At 66.3% G+C, this 14,993-nt stretch carries 11 protein-coding genes; 10 read left to right on the plus strand and 1 reads right to left on the minus strand.

The window, feature by feature from the left end; genetic code table 11:
• Positions 1 to 170 precede the first annotated feature (170 nt).
• From ACQY4O_RS18110 to ACQY4O_RS18155, 10 genes are all read left to right on the plus strand, one after another.
• Positions 171 to 1,796, plus strand: coding sequence for an aromatic/alkene/methane monooxygenase hydroxylase/oxygenase subunit alpha (locus tag ACQY4O_RS18110; RefSeq protein ID WP_428377810.1), 1,626 nt, complete (start codon positions 171 to 173; stop codon positions 1,794 to 1,796).
• Positions 1,797 to 1,870: 74 nt separating this feature from the next.
• A complete protein-coding gene (locus ACQY4O_RS18115) occupies positions 1,871 to 2,929 on the plus strand; it encodes an NADH:ubiquinone reductase (Na(+)-transporting) subunit F (protein ID WP_428377812.1) in 1,059 nt (352 codons plus the stop codon).
• Positions 2,930 to 2,960: 31 nt separating this feature from the next.
• Positions 2,961 to 4,061, plus strand: coding sequence for an aromatic/alkene monooxygenase hydroxylase subunit beta (locus tag ACQY4O_RS18120; RefSeq protein WP_428377814.1), 1,101 nt, complete (start codon positions 2,961 to 2,963; stop codon positions 4,059 to 4,061).
• 35 nt (positions 4,062 to 4,096) lie between these two features.
• Positions 4,097 to 4,447, plus strand: a complete 351-nt coding sequence (locus tag ACQY4O_RS18125) for an MmoB/DmpM family protein (RefSeq protein ID WP_428377816.1) — start codon at positions 4,097 to 4,099, stop codon at positions 4,445 to 4,447.
• A gap of 202 nt (positions 4,448 to 4,649) precedes the next feature.
• Entirely contained in the window at positions 4,650 to 5,669 is a 1,020-nt protein-coding gene (locus tag ACQY4O_RS18130; protein WP_428377818.1) for an amidohydrolase family protein, read from the plus strand.
• An 18-nt stretch (positions 5,670 to 5,687) separates the two neighbouring features.
• A complete protein-coding gene (locus ACQY4O_RS18135; RefSeq protein ID WP_428377820.1) occupies positions 5,688 to 6,500 on the plus strand; it encodes an iron-sulfur cluster assembly protein in 813 nt (270 codons plus the stop codon).
• Positions 6,501 to 6,580: 80 nt separating this feature from the next.
• Positions 6,581 to 8,218 carry a molecular chaperone GroEL gene (locus ACQY4O_RS18140; protein ID WP_428377822.1) on the plus strand — a complete coding sequence of 546 codons (1,638 nt, stop codon included), beginning with the start codon at positions 6,581 to 6,583 and terminating at the stop codon, positions 8,216 to 8,218.
• A gap of 42 nt (positions 8,219 to 8,260) precedes the next feature.
• Positions 8,261 to 10,228: a sigma-54-dependent Fis family transcriptional regulator gene (locus ACQY4O_RS18145; protein ID WP_428377824.1), complete on the plus strand. Its 1,968-nt coding sequence runs from the start codon at positions 8,261 to 8,263 to the stop codon at positions 10,226 to 10,228.
• 143 nt (positions 10,229 to 10,371) lie between these two features.
• Positions 10,372 to 11,178 (plus strand): transporter, encoded by an 807-nt coding sequence (locus ACQY4O_RS18150; RefSeq protein WP_428377826.1) that lies wholly within the window; start codon positions 10,372 to 10,374, stop codon positions 11,176 to 11,178.
• Between the two features lie 153 nt (positions 11,179 to 11,331).
• Entirely contained in the window at positions 11,332 to 13,236 is a 1,905-nt protein-coding gene (locus ACQY4O_RS18155) for an ABC transporter ATP-binding protein (protein ID WP_428377828.1), read from the plus strand.
• A gap of 9 nt (positions 13,237 to 13,245) precedes the next feature.
• Here ACQY4O_RS18155 and ACQY4O_RS18160 read toward each other — a convergent pair whose 3' ends face one another.
• Positions 13,246 to 14,931: a TonB-dependent receptor gene (locus ACQY4O_RS18160; protein ID WP_428377830.1), complete on the minus strand. Its 1,686-nt coding sequence runs from the start codon at positions 14,929 to 14,931 to the stop codon at positions 13,246 to 13,248.
• Positions 14,932 to 14,993: the final 62 nt, after the last annotated feature.

Below are 14,993 nucleotides of genomic sequence, written 5' to 3' on the forward strand. Positions count from 1 at the left end.
ATCGGTCCGGCGCGACCGACGTGCGTGCTGAAGCTTTCGGCAATTACAAATACCGGCCGCGGTTTCCAAATATTGTTGCATCGAGTGCCAATGCTACGCGCAGCGCAACCATAAGGAGCTCCAATATGTCGGCTAGTCTTTCGCTTACCAAAATCACCAGCCAGAAAGGAATGAGCATCGCGGACGCCGCCAAGCGCACGGCCGATCTTGGCTGGGCGCCGAGCTACGTTCAGGAAGCGATGACCTTCCCGACCGACTACAAGATCAAGAAGGCCCCGCGCGACCCGATGAAGCAGGTCCTGCGCTCGTACTTCCCGATGCAGGAGGAAAAGGACAACCGGGTCTATGGGGCGCTGGACGCGGCGCTGCGCGGCGACATGTTCCGCAATGTCGAGCCGCGCTGGGTCGAGTGGATGAAACTGTTCCTGTCGATCATCCCGTTCCCGGAGATCTCGGCTGCACGCTCGATGGCGATGGTGGCCCGCCTCGCGCCGGGCGAGGAGCTGCGCACCGGGTTCACGATGCAGATGGTGGACGAGTTCCGCCACTCGACCATCCAGATGAACCTCAAGAAATGGTACATGGAGAACTACATCGACCCGTCGGGCTTCGACATCACCGAGGCGGCGTTCGGCAAGTGCTACGCGACCACCATCGGCCGCCAGTTCGCCGAGGGCTTCGTCACCGGCGATGCGATCACGTCGGCGAACATCTACCTCACCGTCGTGGCCGAGACCGCCTTCACCAACACCCTGTTCGTGGCGATGCCCTCCGAGGCCGCGCGCAACGGTGACTATGCGCTGCCGACCGTGTTCCTCTCGGTACAGTCCGACGAGAGCCGGCATATCGGCAACGGCCACTCGATGCTGATGTCGATCATCAACGATCCCGACAACCACCAGCTGATCGAGCGCGACCTGAAATACGCGTTCTGGCAGAACCACGCGATCATCGATGCCGCGGTCGGCACCATCGTCGAATACGGCACCACCAATCGCGACAAGAACAAGGAGAGCTACGCGGAGCTCTGGCATCGCTGGATCTACGAGGACTACTACCGCACCTACATGCTGCCGCTCGAGAAGTACGGCATCAAGATCCATCATGACGACGTCAATGCGGCCTGGGACCGGATCGTCAAGAAGAACTACGTGCACAAGACGGCGCAGTTCTTCTCGGTCGGCTGGCCGGTGGCGTTCTGGCGCCAGGAGGCGCAGACCGAGCGCGACTTTGAATGGTTCGAGCACAAGTATCCGGGGTGGTATGCCGAGTTCGGCACCTACTGGAAGTGGTATGCCAAGCTTAGCCAGCCGGGTGAGCAGAATATCCTGTTCAACCAGGATGTCGGCTACGTGTATCCGCATCGCTGCTGGTCGTGCCTGGTGCCCTGCCTGATCCGCGAGGACATCAAGACCGACACGGTCGACGGCAAGCTCTACACCTACTGCTCGGAAGTCTGCCGCTGGACCCACAAGACCGCCTTCGCGGCCGAGTACGAGGGGCGTCCGACGCCTGCGATGGGCCGCTTCAGCGGTCGCCGCGAGTGGGAGGATTGCTATCACGGCTGGGATCTCGCCGACGCCCTGGTCGATCTCGGCTTCGTGCGCAATGACGGCAAGACGCTGACCCCGCAGCCGCATCTGCATTTCGACGACAGCAAGATGTGGACGCTCGACCATGTGCGCGGCAACACCCTCGCCAGCCCGCTGCGGAGCCTGCGCGAGATGACGCCGGAGGCCCGCGAGGCGTCGCTGGCCAACTACCGGGCCGGCTTCACAATCAACCCGCTCAGCTGACGCAGCACCTAGAGGCAAGGGGCCGGCATCGCGCCGGCCCCGACCTGCTTCACACACTCGGAGAATGACGCTCCATGGCTGATGCAACCGGGGCTGATGCAACCGGCTTCACCGTCCGCTTCGAGCCCGTGGGGGTCGAGATGGACGTGCACGAGGGCGAGACGGTGCTGGATGCCGCGTTCCGGCAGGGCATCTCGGTCATGCATGGCTGCAAGGAAGGCCAGTGCGCGAGCTGCAAGTCCAAGCTCGTCGAAGGCGACATCGAACTGCTGAAATACTCGACCTTCGCGCTGTCCGACGCCGAGCGCGAGACCGACCATATCCTGCTCTGCCGGACGCTCGCCTTCAGCGACATCACCGTCGAACTGCTGAACTACGACGAAGACCTGATGAGCCGCTCGATCGCGGTCAGGGATTTTCCCGGCCGGGTCGCGGCCGTGAGCGCGCTCACCCATGACATACGGCTGCTGACGGTCGAGCTCGACACGCCGCTGCGCTTCTGGGCCGGGCAATACGTCGACCTGACCTTGCCCGGCCACGGCGCCACCCGGGCATACTCGATGGCCAACCCACCGACCGGCGGCACCACGCTGGAGTTCATCATCAAGCTCTATCCGGGTGGCGCGTTCTCCGCCCTGCTGGATGGCACGCTGGCACCAGGCGAGGCGATCGTCGCCAAGGGCCCCTATGGCACCTGCTTCCGGCGCGAAGCCCGCACCGGGCCGATGGTGCTGATCGGCGGCGGCTCCGGCATGTCGCCACTCTGGTCGATCCTGCGAGACCATGTTGCCAGCGGCGAACAGCGGCCGGTGCGCTTCTTCTACGGAGCGCGCACGCACGACGACCTGTTCCTCCTGGACACGTTCGCCGAGCTGGCGGCGAGCCAGCCGAACTTCGAGTTCATCCCGGCCTTGTCGCACGCCGATCCGGACGCGACAGAGCCCTGGGTGGGAGAAACCGGCTTCATCCACGAGGTCGTGCGCCGGCGCCTGGCTCTCGAGCAGTTCGGCGACGGCGTCGACGCCTATTCCTGCGGACCACCGCCGATGATCGATGCGGTCCTCCCGGTGCTCCAGATGGCGGGTGTCGAGCCGGAGCACATCTACTTCGACAAGTTCACAACGGCGATCTGAGCCAACTCAACAAGAAAATAGGGACGCGACCATGAGTGTGACACAAGAGCCGATTGCTCCCGCGACCACCGTGACGAAGTCGGGCGCAGCCGGGGCCGCGAAGTTCGCCGGCTCGGAAAGCCGCAAGTACAATTATTTCGAGCCGAAGGGCAGGCGCGCGACGCACTACGAGGACATGACGGTCGACGTCCAGCCGGACCCGAAGCGGTATCTGCTGCAGGACTGGATCATCAACTTTGCCGACGGCGACGGTGCCTACGCCGAGAGCTGGACCAAAGCGAAAAGTAGCAACTGGCATATCTTCCGCGCCATCGATCAGGAATGGGAGCGCACGCACTACCAGCGGCAGTCGACCATCGTCGGCATGATCGCCAACGTCACCGAGAACGGCCGCCGCTCGGGGGCGGTGAAGCGCTTCGACCGCGCCTGGGTCAAGGTCCTGCAGGACCATGTCGGCGCCTACAAGCACGCCGAGTTCGGCCTCGGCATGGCAACGATGCAGGCGCAGCGCTACGGCTACACGCAGATGATCAACAATGCGATCCTGACCAACTCGTCTTACAAGCTGCGCTTCGCCCAGGACCTGACGCTGTATCTCGGCGAGATCGGCCTCGATCTGGATGGCTTCGACCAGGAGGCCGGCAAGGCACACTGGCTCGACGATCCGGTGTGGCAGGGCGTGCGAAAGCTGATCGAGACGATCGGGGGCGCCACGGATTACCTAGAGCAGTATTTCCCGGTGAATGTCGTGTTCGAGCCACTGGTCGGCGAGCTGTTCCGCAGCGGCTTCATCATGCAGGTGGCGGCGTCGCAGAACGACTTCATGACGCCCGCGGTGGTATCCGCGGCCGAGGGCGACTTCGAGCGCAACCTCGCCAACACCATCGAGCTGTTCGGTATCCTGGTCAACGACGAGCAGAATGCCGAGGCCAACCGGGTGTTGTTCGAGGGCTGGCTGAACAAGTACGGCACGCTGGCCACCGAGGCCGCCTACCAGCTGCAGCCGATCTGGTCGCAGCCGCGGGTGAAGATCGCGCCGTTCGTCGATGCGTTGGCGCAGTCGCATGACCGTCTGCGCGCGATCGGGGGCGAGATCGGCCTCGACGTGCGCTCGGTGGTTCCCGGCCGCTGAACCCTGTGCGAAGCCCCTTCTGAAGGAACAGATCCATGTCCCATACGGACAATATTTTCCAGTCGATGAAGGACATCAAGTTCGAGGACACCATCTCGCACCAGTGCGGGGTGACCATGAACGACAGCGTCGAGGCGCGCGCGATCGCCGAGGTCATGGGAGAGAAGCCCGGCATCAGGGTCACGTACATGCCGGCGATGATACGGATCGACGGCGAGGGCCGGATGGAGTTCAAGATGGACGAGATCAGCGAGCGCCTGGGCCGCGAGATCACGCCGCATCTGTTCGAGATCTCGACCTCGACGCATTACGGCCGGATGGTGCTGATCGACGACAACACCGTCGCGCTGCTTGGCAACATGGATGATGTGAAGGAATTCATCTGAAAGTCCGCCTGATAATGCTACTACGCCGGTCATCCGACGCTGCTCTCTGCGCTTCCGGTGCTCACGGCCAGACGGCCGCTCCGCTCCGGTTCTCGATAGCAACGACGGGCGGCGCCGAGGGGGCGCCTCTGACTCAGCGTAGCGCATTCTCAGACGGGCTTTTGGTCGAACGAAATAAGACAACAAAGAGGGAGTTCTGACGATGTATCGCACCAAAGACGGCGAAGACATCTTCATCATCGACGGGCATGTGCACAACTGGGATGCCAGGCCGGAAAACCAGAGGAACGTGCACGGCGCCGAGTTCATCAACTGCTTCTATGCCTACCATACCGGGCTGAGCCCGAAGGAGGAGCTCTGGCCGCGGGAGAAGTTCGAGCACTATGGCGCCGAGCAGATGGTGCGCGACCTGTTCATCGACGGCCCGGACGACATGGCGATCCTGCAGCCGACCTACCTGAAGGATTTCTATACCAACGGCTTCAACACCACCGAGCAGAACGCCGAGGTCGCCGAACGGCATCCGAACCGCTTCATCCTCAACGGCGCCTTCGACCCGCGCGACGGCGAGAAGGGCATCGAGGCGCTGCATGCGCTGGCCGAGAAGTACCACCTGAAGGGCGTCAAGCTGTACACGGCGGAGTGGAAGGGCGAGAGCAAGGGCTACAAGCTGTCGGACAAGCAGAGCTACCGCTATGTCGAGGCGGCGCAGAAGCTCGGCATCAAGAATATCCACGTCCACAAGGGCCCGACCATCCTGCCGCTGAACCGGGACGCGTTCGACGTGGCCGACATCGACGATGTCGCCACTGGCTTCCAGGGCCTGAACTTCATCGTCGAGCATTGCGGCCTGCCGCGGCTTGACGATTTCTGCTGGATCGCGACCCAGGAGACCAACGTCTATGCCGGGCTGGCGGTGGCGCTGCCGTTCATCCACAGCCGGCCGGCCTATTTCGCGCACATCATCTCGGAGCTGCTGTTCTGGGTCGGCGAGGACAAGATCCTCTACGGCAGCGACTACGGGATCTGGACGCCGAAATGGCTGGTCGAGAGGTTCATGAACTTCGAGCTGCCGGACGACGTGGCCCGCGAAACCGGCGTCTCGCTCACCCGCGAGACCAAGAAGAAGATCCTCGGGCTGAATGCGGCGCGCATCTACGACATCAATGTCGAGGAGCAGAAGCAGAAGCTCGGACAGCGCGAGCGCGTGGCGGCAGAGTAACAGCCCAGGAGAGCAAACATGGCCAGCGCCGTGCAGACCAGGGGCAACGGCGACCGGGTCAGCGAGGTGCTGGCACGGCTCGCCAGGGTCGATGACCCGGAACTCGACGAGAGCGTCATCGAGCTCGGCTTCGTGACCGGTGTCGCGGTTGACGAGGCGGGCGGGGTGGAGCTCGGCTTCCGGCTACCGACCTACTGGTGCGCCGCCAACTTCGCCTTCCTGATGGCGGACGACATGCGGCGTGAAGTCGGCTCCCTGCCCTGGGTTGGCCGCATCCGGATCGAACTCGGTGCGCACATGTATGCCGACACCATCAACCGGGCGATGGCGACCGGGCAGTCATTCCAGCAGGCGTTCGCCGAGGAGGCGGATGGCAATCTCGACGAGGTGCGGCGGATCTTCGCACTCAAGGCGTTCCAGCGTCGGCAGCTTGCGGTGCTCAACCACCTGAGCGACGACGGCCATGCCGAGGAGGCCGTGCTGGGCCTGTCGATCGGCGGGCTGCGGGGGCTCGGCGTGGCCCCCGAGGGTCGCAGGCTGATCGAGCGCTATCTCGATAGGCGCGCGGTGCCGGGGCCTGCCGGCGCCGGGGATCCGGCCTTCGTCGACGAGCAGGGCCGCGTGGTGAGTGTCGCCTCGTTCGCCGCGCATCGCCGCGCGCTGCGCCGGGTGACGGTGAACGTGGAGTTCAACGGCGCGCTCTGCCGCGGGCTGCTGGCCGCCCGCTTCGGCGAGGAGCAACCGGCATCGACAGGCGAACCGACCCTGCTCGACTTCGTGCGCGGGCAGGGCACCCAGGGTCCGAGAGCGGGGAGACCCGTCTCCGCCTGAGATCGTCCCGCCCGCGTCCACTTCCAACGCCAAGAAGCCAACAAGATCGCCTCGAATAAGAAGCCTGGGGGAAGCACGACATGGCCAAGATGATGCTGCATGACGAGGCCGCGCGCGAAGCGCTCGGACGCGGGGTCGCGAAGCTGGCAAGGGCGGTGCGCGGCACGCTCGGGCCGAAGGGTATGAACGCCATCATCGACCGGCCGGTCGGCACGCCTCTGGTCTCGCGGGACGGCGTCAGCATCGCGCACGAGATCGAGCTTGAGGACCCGTTCGAGAACATGGGCGCGCAGGTGGTGCGCGAGGTCTCCAAGCAGACCAACGAGGTGGCGGGCGACGGCACCACCACCGCCACCGTGCTCGCCGACGCGCTGGTGCAGCAGGGCCTGGCGGCGCTGGCCGGCGGCGCCAATCCGGTCGAGCTGGTGCACGGTCTCGATCAGGCGGTCGTCGAAGCGGTGGCAGCCCTCAAGCGGGATTCTCGCGCGGTGTCCGGCCTGCGCGAGACGCGCGCGGTCGCGGTGATTGCCGCCAACGACGCGGCGATCGGCAGCATGGTGGCCGAGGCGATCGAGCGGGTCGGCGAGACCGGGATCGTCACCGTCGAGTTCGGCACCAATGTCGAGACCACGCTCGAAGTGGTGGACGGCATGGCGTTCGACCGTGGCTACCTGTCGCACCACATGGTCACCGACGTCGAACGCATGCAGGTCGTGCTCGACGACCCGCTGATCCTGATGACCGACTGCAAGCTGAGCAGCCCGGCCGACGTGGCCGCCATCGATGCGCTGCTGGCCGGCAGCCACCGGCCGCTGCTGATCATCGCCGAGGAGGTCGCACCCGCCTGCGTGGTGGCGCTGCTCGGGCGCCGTGATCGCGAGCAGGCGCCGGTGGCGGCGATCCATCCGCCGGAATATGGGCACTGGCGCAAGTCGATGCTGGAGGATATCGCGATCGCCACCGGCGGACGCGTGATCGCACGCGATCTCGGCGGCAGCATCGCCGAGATCCAGCGCCGCGACCTCGGCACCGCGCGCCAGGTGCGGGTGTCGGCGGACCAGACGCTGATCATCGCCGGCGGCGGCGAAGCTGGCGCGATCGCCGCCCGGCGCACCCAGATCAGCCGGCAGTTCGACGCGGCGCCGCAAAATATCGAGCGCGACAAGTACCAGGACCGCCTGGCCAAGCTTTCGGGCGGGTCGGCCACGATCCATGCCGGGGGCGTCACCCCGGTCGAGCAGAAGCGCCGGGTGCAGCTCATCGAGGACGCGATCAACGCGACCCGGGCGGCGGTGGAGGAGGGCATCGTGCCGGGCGGCGGCACCGCGATGCTGCAGGTCGTGCCGGAGCTGGCCGGCCTGGTCGAGCGCCTGGCCGGCAGCACGCGCGAGGGTGCGAGCCTGCTGCTGGCCGCGCTGGCCGAGCCGCTCGCCTGCATCGCGGCCAATTGCGGGCTCTCGCCGAAGGAGATCATCGCCCGCGTGGCAGGCTCACCGCGTGGCACCGGCTTCGACGCCCGCACCAACAGCTTTCGCGACCTGATCGAGGCCGACGTGATCGACCCGGTGCGGGTCAGCACCACGGCGATCCGCAACGCGGCCTCGGTGGCCGGGCTGATCCTGACCACGCAGACGCTGATTGCGACCAAACCGGACAACTACGATCCGACGGCGGGCGTGGCACTCGGCGGCGGCGGCGAGCGGCTGGGCCGGGCATGACGGCGGCGGCCACCTTGCCTCCCGGGTGGCTCCGGTAGTCGGATGCCGGGCCGCATCACCTCGCGCCGGGCAGTTTCGGGTCGCAGCCGTCTTGCGGAGCCGGTGCTGCTGGCGACGCCGGCGATCGGGCGGCGCACCGAAGCCAGCGACACCATGGAGGCATGGGAGCGCTTCCTGACCGGCGACGGCTCGGTGACGGTGCCGTCGCGCAACTTCGTGGTGGCGTCCTGGCTGCGCAGCCGGCAGCTCGGCATCAACCCGACCGGGCGCTCGGCGCCGATCGTGGCCGCCGGGGGTGCGATGGAACTGCTGCGCGCGCGCAACGCGGAACTGCTCGCGGCCAGCGCCGGCGTGTTCGCCGAGGTCGGCGAGATGTTCAGCGGGTCGCGCTCGATGATGCTGCTGACCAACCCCGAAGGCGTCATCCTCGACGTGGTCGGCGATCCGCACACGCTGGGCGAGGGCGAGGACATCCACCTCAAGCCGGGCGGCGACTGGCGCGAGGACACCGTCGGCACCAACGGCATCGGCACCGCGCTCGCGACCGGCCGGCCGGCGCAGGTGCATGCGGCGGAGCATTTCTGCGAGGGCATCAAGGCCTGGACCTGCGCCGCCTCGCCGGTGTTCGAGCCCGGCACCGGGGCCATGCTCGGCGTGATCGACATCTCCGGGCCGCCCGCGACCTACCAGCGCAACAACCTCTCGCTCGCGGTCTCCACCGCGCGGCAGATCGAGATGGTGCTGGCCGAGCGGGCGATGAACGAGCGCATGCGCCTGCTCGAGATCTGCCTCGACCGCGTCTCGGCCGCCGACGTGGCCGGCATGGTGGCGATCGACCGGCGCGGGCGGCTGGTGCACAGCACGGGCCGGGTGCCGTCGATGGTGGCGATCGGCCAGCGTGTCCCGGGCCTCGATGACGGGTGCGCGGTGGAGGCCTGGGCGGACCGGCTGCCGGAGGGGCTGCGGCCGGAATGGTTCAGCCCGGTGCGCTTCGACGGTCGCGCGATCGGCGCCGTGCTGGTGGTGCCGGGCCATGGGCGCGCGGGTGTTGTCCGCGAGGCTCCCGCCGCGGTGTCGGATAGCGCGTTCGACCGCATCATCGGCCAGAGCACGGTCATGCTCGACGCGGTGGCGCGGGCGCGCAAGCTGGTCGGCAAGCAGGTGCCGGTGCTGATCCATGGCGAGACCGGGGTCGGCAAGGAGCTGTTCGCGCGCGCGGTTCATGGAGAGGTCTCCGAGCGTCGTCCGTTCGTGGTGTTCAACTGCGGCGCGATCGCGAAGGACCTGCTGGCCGGCGAATTGTTCGGCCATGTCAGAGGCGCCTTCACCGGGGCGACCAGCGAGGGGCGGCCGGGGCGCTTCGAACTGGCGAATGGCGGCACGCTGTGTCTCGACGAGATCGGCGAACTGCCTCTGGAGCTGCAGCCGTTCCTGCTGCGGGCGCTGGAGGAGGGCGTCATCTACCGCCTGGGCGATGGGCATCCGCGCCCGGTGAATGTCCGGCTGCTGTCGCTGACCAACCGCGACCTGCTGGCCGAGGTTGCGGCGGGACGGTTCCGCCAGGACCTGTACTACCGGATCAGTGTCACCACCGTGCGGCCGCCGCCGTTGCGCGAGCGCAGCGGAGATGTTGCCGCCCTGATCGAGCACTTCAACAAGACCCTGTCGTTGCGGCACGGGGTGCCGATGCGCCGGTTCGGACCCGAGGTGATGCGGCTGGTCGAGGCCTACGGGTGGCCCGGCAATGTCCGCGAGCTGCGCAACATGGTCGAGAGTCAGTTACTGATGGCGGAGCGTCCCGATGTGGATGTGGGCGAGCTTGCGATGGAGACCGCGCCGGCGGCGGCCAGCAATATGGCAGCTGCCGCCGGGACAAGCCTGGAAATGGCGGAGCATGCCGCCATCCAGCAGGCGATACGTGAATGCAACGGTAACCTTGCAGCTGCTGCAAGGCTACTCGGCGTTTCACGGAGCACATTGTATCGGAAAATGGATAGCTATCACTTCTGAGCAATACGAAGACGTAATAAAAGCGTCGATGATAAAGAGTGGGGATAACCATAATGTTTCAAAAACCAGGATGGACAGCTGCGTCGGCTGTCATCGCCACTGCGATGATATTCGTATGCGGTTCCAGATCGTACGCGATCGACGTGGAAGCGAACGACTATGTCGACGCACCCGACGGCACCAACGTCGTGCTTGGCTACTACTCGTTCCAGAATGCCAACAAGTATAACAGCACGGTTGCCGGAACGTCCACAAGGCAGACCAACCTTGACCAGAACACTGCGATATTCAGATATGTCTATTACAACTCGATAGCCCACGTTCCGTATGTTCTGGAGTTCTTGGTTCCGGTTGCCAGCTTGAACGATGTCGAGATCGGCGGGGCGCACCTGAACAATACCTTCGGAGCAGCGGATCCGATCCTCGGTGTCGGGCTGTGGGGTGTTTCAAATCCGGCCATAAAGCAGTACGTGACGCTGTTCAGCTTCACCTCGTTGCCGATCGGCAGCTACAGTTCGACCCGCGCACTCTCGATCGGCACCAACAGCTGGTCCGAGGATATCCAGGCGAACTACACGCAGGGCTGGTGGAAGGGCCTCGGAACCGATATCGATCTCGATTACATATATAATGGTGATAATACCAACGCCAACGCCCTCGGCCAGACGCTGAAGGAGAAGAGCAGCTACCAGATCGAGGGCTGGCTCAACTACGACATAACCAAGACCTCGTTCGCCGCGGTCGGCTGGCTGGGCGAATTTGGCGGGACGCAGACCATCAATGGCGTGCCGACCGGCAGCAAGACGGAGTTTCAGGAAGTCCGGGCCGAATACGCTTTCCGGCCGACGCCCACGACCCAGTTTCTGGCCAAAATCTATCACGACATCAACGTCGTCGGCGGCTTCAAGGACGAGATCGGCTTCACCCTGCGCTTCCTGAAGGCCTTCTAGAGCAGCAAGACGTTGGTTGGGATCGCCCTGCGATGCCAACCAACTCATAAAGCTGCTCTATTTTACTCTCGAGTGGCCGCCCGGGGAGCGGCAACGGCGCCACAACCGCGCGACCCGTTGACGGGCCGGCGGCGGCAGGGCATCGGCTTGGGCATGCTACGTTTCTTCGAGCGCCTGCTGTCGCCTACCGCCCTGCCGCCCGACCATCCGCCGCCGCCGGTGGACAGTCCCAGGGCGCTGTCGCGGTTCTACTGGCACTTCGTCCGCCAGGCGCCGGGACTGGTGGCGGCGCTGTTCGTAGCGGGCCTCGTGGTGGCGCTGCTCGACACGATGATCCCGGTGTTCATCGGCCGCGTGGTGAGCATGGCGTCCTCGGTGGCGCCCGGTCGCCTGTTCGCAACAGCGGGGCGGCAGCTGCTCGGCATGGCCGCGGTGCTGCTGGTGGCGCGGCCGGTGGCGCTGCTCGCGCAGTACCTGGTCACCAACCAGGCGATCGCTCCCGGCATGTCGAACCTGATCCGCTGGCAGAACCACTGGCACGTGGTGCGGCAGAGCTGGACCTTCTTCCAGAACGACTTCGCCGGCCGGATCGCCAACCGCGTCATGCAGACCGGCCCGGCCTTGCGGGAAAGCGTCGTCGCCGGGACCAACGCGGTCTGGTACATCATGGTCTATGGCGGCAGCGCGATCGTGCTGCTGGCGCGCGCCGACTGGCGGCTGGCGATCCCGATCGTGCTGTGGTTCATCGCCTATGCCGGGCTGCTGCGTGTGTTCGTGCCGCGCATGCGCGAGCGCTCGCGGCACATGTCGGAGGTGCGCTCCAACCTGACCGGCCGGATCGTCGACAGCTACACCAACATCCTGACCGTCAAGCTGTTCGCCCGCTCCAGCGACGAGGACGCCTTCGTGCGCGAGGCGGTCGATCTGCATACCGGGGCGTTCCGCCGCCAGCTCCGGCTGATCACGCTGTGGAGCGTGACCCTGGCTTTGATGAACGCCACCATGGTGGTCGGCACCGGGCTGCTGGCGATGCTGGCCTGGCGTGCGGGGCGGGTGCCGGTCGGCACGGTGGCCACCGCCCTGCCGCTGGCCTGGCAGATCTCCAACATGGCCGGCTGGGTGGCGCAGAACATCACCGGCATCTTCGAGAATGTCGGCGTGGTGCAGGACGGCATGCGCTCGATCGCGGTGCCGCGGCAGATGCCCGACCGCGACGGGGCGGTGCCGCTGCAGTTGCTGCGCGGCGCGATCCGCTTCGAGCATGTCGGCTTCGACTATGGCAGGGTCGGTCCCGAGCTCGAGGCGCCCACCGGGCGGCGCGGCGGCGTGCTGCGCGACCTCGATCTCGCGATTGGCGCCGGCGAGCGGGTCGGGCTGGTCGGCCGCTCGGGCGCCGGCAAGTCGACCCTGGTCAACCTGCTGCTGAAGTTCCACGACCCTGCCTCCGGCCGCATCCTGATCGACGGGCAGGACATCGCCGGCGTCACCCAGGAGAGCCTGCGCGCGCAGATCGGCATGGTGACGCAGGACACCTCGCTGCTGCACCGCTCGATCCGCGACAACCTGCGCTACGGCCGCCCGCAGGCGAGCGAGGCGGAGGTCATCGATGCGGCGCGGCAGGCGCATGCGCTCGAGTTCATCGAGCAGCTCGAGGACTGGCAGGGCCGTCGCGGCTTCGAGGCCCATGTCGGCGAGCGTGGCGTCAAGCTGTCCGGCGGCCAGCGCCAGCGCATCGCCATTGCCCGCGTGGTGCTGAAGAACGCGCCGATCCTGGTGCTGGACGAGGCGACCTCGGCGCTGGATTCCGAGGTCGAGGCGGCGATCCAGGAACAGCTCGACGCGCTGATGCGAGGCCGCACGGTGATCGCGATTGCGCACCGGCTCTCCACCATCGCGCGCATGGACCGCCTCGCGGTGATCGATGCCGGCCGCATCGTCGAAGCCGGCACGCACGCGGCGCTGCTGGAGCGACGGGGTGCCTATGCCGCCCTGTGGCAGCGCCAGTCGGGCGGCTTCCTGCCCGAAGCCGCCGCGCGGCAGAACGAGACGGCCGGATGACGTTCTCCGTCAGAACGTGACCCTCGCACCGCCGAAGCCGCCGGTCGCCGCTGCCGGTGAATAGCTGCGCGGGTTGCTGGCATTCGGTGCCTGCGCCAGAAACACTGAACTGGTCGGCGAGAACGTGCCGTAGGTGTCGTAGCGCGCGTCGCCGATGTTCTGGATCTGGCCGAACAGCTGGATGCGGGGCGTGAGCTGGTAGCGCGTGTAGAAGTTGGCGGAGACGAAGCCCGGCAGGCGCGGCGTCAGGTTGGCCTCGTCGCCGAAGAGATATTGCCCGCTCTGGTACAGGCCGCTGCCGCCGACCAGCCAGGCGTCGGTCAGCTGCAGGCTGGCGCCGAACTTGATCTGGTTCGGCGCCAGCCCGGGCAGCCGGTCGCCGGGCATGATGGTGATGGTGCCGCCAGCACTCCCGGCCGGGTTGCTGCCGGTGCTTTCCACATAGCCGCTCCGATACGTCGCATCGGTGTCGCTGTAATCGACATAGACCCGCCAGCGATCCGCCTGCACCACCAGGCTCGCGTCGAGCCCCTGCCGCCGCGTGCTGCCGATATTCTGGAAGAACGCGCGTCCGAGCGTCACGCTGTTGACGAAGCCGATATCGTCGTCGAGGTCGGTGCGGTAGAGGCTCAGATCGTAGGTCGTCCGGATGTGCGTCCCGCTCTGGACCCTGCCGCGCAGCCCGGCCTCGCCGGTATGGGCCACCACCTGCTTGAGGTTGGGGTCGCCGGTGAAGAAATTCGCGAGGCTGCAGGACTCCGCCGGGCTGGCGCAGGAGAGTTCCGCCGGCGTCGGCGCGCGATTGGCCTCCGAGTAGCCGGCATAGGCGCTCAGCCAGGGCCTCGCCTCCCAGGTGGCGCCGATCGCCGGGTTGAAGCGGCTGTAGCTGTGCTGTCCGGTGAGGTCGCCGCCCTCCTGGTCGGACAGGTTGATCTCGGCATTGTTGAAGCGACCGGAGGCGGTGACGGCGATCGCCGGTGTGAGGTCCAGCGTGTCGGCGAAGAAGGCCCCGGCATAGGCGTCGCTGGCCGCCACACGCACCGGGATGTCGCGGCCCGGCTCATCGATCACGATTCCCGGGCCGACAAAGACGCGGGTGAGCGGTGTCAGGCCGCCGATGAAGCTGTCGGCGCTGAACATCGTCTGCGCGCCATCGAAGCTGCCGCCGGCCACGAAATGGTTGTGCAGGCCGAAGCGGCCGGCGGTGTTGGTGATCTGCGCCGACACGCCGTAGCCGCTGGTATTGGTGGTCTGCATGTCGAGCTCGGCATACGGGCCGCCATTGAGGAAGTCGGGAATGGGAACGCCGTTGCGTGTCGTGGACGGCGTGCCCGGGCTACTGCACAGCAGGCTGGATCCGTCGTCGCAGGGTGCGTCGTTGGCGTCGTTGCCGTTCTCCACCCGCTGCAGCAGATACTGGGTGTAGGCGACCGCCTGTAGCGACGTGCTGTCCGACAGCGCGTAGGTGCCGTCGAGGTTGGTCGCGATGTACTTGTTGGAGATCGCGTTCGGCGCGGTGAACTGTGCCGACGGGTCCGCCGCCAGCAGTTCGACCGGCGAGGTGCCGATCACCAGGACCTGCTGCTGCGGTGGCGCCGTCGGGGCGAGAACCGGAGTTTGGGCGAGAACCGGGATCGCCGGAAGACCGAGCATCAGGCCGTGAAGCGGGGGAGACAGGGCACGTGCTGCACGCATGGCGAGGCGTAGTCTTCCGGCTGGCGATCGGGATGGCCTGAGAGCCCTCTCTGATACTGCTA

Origin of the sequence: Lichenicoccus sp. (assembly GCF_965277665.1) — a bacterium.
Classification (GTDB): Bacteria; Pseudomonadota; Alphaproteobacteria; order Acetobacterales; family Acetobacteraceae; genus Lichenicoccus.

What these genes read in the sequence shown, in the direction of transcription:
- ACQY4O_RS18160 (WP_428377830.1), bottom strand. Translation starts at nt 14,931, where the DNA reads ATGCGTGCAGCACGTGCCCTGTCTCCCCCGCTTCACGGCCTGATGCTC.
- ACQY4O_RS18155 (WP_428377828.1), top strand. Translation starts at nt 11,332, where the DNA reads ATGCTACGTTTCTTCGAGCGCCTGCTGTCGCCTACCGCCCTGCCGCCC.
- ACQY4O_RS18140 (WP_428377822.1), top strand. Translation starts at nt 6,581, where the DNA reads ATGGCCAAGATGATGCTGCATGACGAGGCCGCGCGCGAAGCGCTCGGA.
- ACQY4O_RS18130 (WP_428377818.1), top strand. Translation starts at nt 4,650, where the DNA reads ATGTATCGCACCAAAGACGGCGAAGACATCTTCATCATCGACGGGCAT.
- ACQY4O_RS18115 (WP_428377812.1), top strand. Translation starts at nt 1,871, where the DNA reads ATGGCTGATGCAACCGGGGCTGATGCAACCGGCTTCACCGTCCGCTTC.
- ACQY4O_RS18120 (WP_428377814.1), top strand. Translation starts at nt 2,961, where the DNA reads ATGAGTGTGACACAAGAGCCGATTGCTCCCGCGACCACCGTGACGAAG.
- ACQY4O_RS18145 (WP_428377824.1), top strand. Translation starts at nt 8,261, where the DNA reads ATGCCGGGCCGCATCACCTCGCGCCGGGCAGTTTCGGGTCGCAGCCGT.
- ACQY4O_RS18135 (WP_428377820.1), top strand. Translation starts at nt 5,688, where the DNA reads ATGGCCAGCGCCGTGCAGACCAGGGGCAACGGCGACCGGGTCAGCGAG.
- ACQY4O_RS18125 (WP_428377816.1), top strand. Translation starts at nt 4,097, where the DNA reads ATGTCCCATACGGACAATATTTTCCAGTCGATGAAGGACATCAAGTTC.
- ACQY4O_RS18110 (WP_428377810.1), top strand. Translation starts at nt 171, where the DNA reads ATGAGCATCGCGGACGCCGCCAAGCGCACGGCCGATCTTGGCTGGGCG.